This is a genomic window from Pseudonocardia ammonioxydans (assembly GCF_900115005.1).
Taxonomy (GTDB): domain Bacteria; phylum Actinomycetota; class Actinomycetes; order Mycobacteriales; family Pseudonocardiaceae; genus Pseudonocardia; species Pseudonocardia ammonioxydans.
This window is the reverse complement of sequence record NZ_FOUY01000167.1, coordinates 1-1021: the sequence shown is the minus strand read 5'-3', so window position 1 is coordinate 1021 and position 1021 is coordinate 1. Positions and strand designations below refer to the sequence as shown.

The window sequence follows — 1021 nt, the reverse complement described above, 5'->3', positions numbered from 1 at the left end:
GTACTCGAGAAAGATCACGCGGTGGCCGTCTCACGTCACGACGCCACGCCGCTCACCAGCGACGAACCCGTACACCACCTCCGCGGACGTAACCCCCGAGGGGCCCGGGTGTCCCCCACCGTCTCCTGACGGGTGTCTCGTGGACGACTGGGTGGAACACACCCGCCCAGTCTGAGGGCGCCTGTGCAGCACCGCGGGGCCTTGCTGCCGGTCAGGCGGGCGCCAGCGCAGCAAGGCCCCGGAGCCAAGGGGGCTGCTGCCGCCTCAGGTGCCCGGTCGCACCGCTGCGAACAGCGCATCCGCGCAGCGTTCCCGCAGCCAAACTCGAGAATCGACAGCACCGTCAAGCAAACTCAGGCCAGCAGTCGCCAAAAATGCAATCCAGCAACGCACAGCCACCACTTGTTCAGAGTCGGGAGACTCGAGCCCAAGCTGTTCAAGGATCTGTTCGGCCTGTCGCTCGTAGGCGTTTTCAACCATCGCTCGCACCTGGGAGTCGACCCCGGTTCCGCCGCGATACAACGCCCGGTACCAGTTCGGGTGAGCGACGATGTAGTCGAAGTAGGCATCGAGCCCGGCGAGGATCCGCTCCGAAGCCGTCCCCGCGGCGGCACTACCTGACGTGTAGGTCAACTCGGCCATACCATCGAGTTGCGAGCGCACAACGGCCGCGAACAAACCCGCCTTATCCGGAAAGTACCGGTACAGCAGGCCTCGCGAGACTCCGGCCCGTGCAGCAATGTCGCTGATCTCGACCTCAGCGTAGTCCCGCTCACCGAACAACTCGACCCCGACCGCCACCAACTGCTCAAGGCGGGAGTCAGGGCTGAGACGGCGACGATTCGACGAAGGTGACATAGCCTTTCGCACACTACTGGAGCTGGCCGTTCGGGCGGCGGAACGAAACCAGGGCCCCGGCAAAGTCGCAGTGAACTCTTTCCACTTGGCGTCAGCCAGCGAGGATGAGGGTTTGGATCGCGTTGACCAGCGCGGTGGTCCGCTGCGGGCAGCACCTGATCTT

The 1021-nt window shown here is 64.8% G+C and carries 1 protein-coding gene; it reads right to left on the bottom strand.

Annotated features, from left to right (window positions below):
* Positions 1-264: 264 nt before the first annotated feature.
* Positions 265-801 (bottom strand): TetR/AcrR family transcriptional regulator, encoded by a 537-nt coding sequence (locus tag BM093_RS34925; protein WP_177238908.1) that lies wholly within the window; start codon positions 799-801, stop codon positions 265-267.
* Positions 802-1021 lie beyond the last annotated feature (220 nt).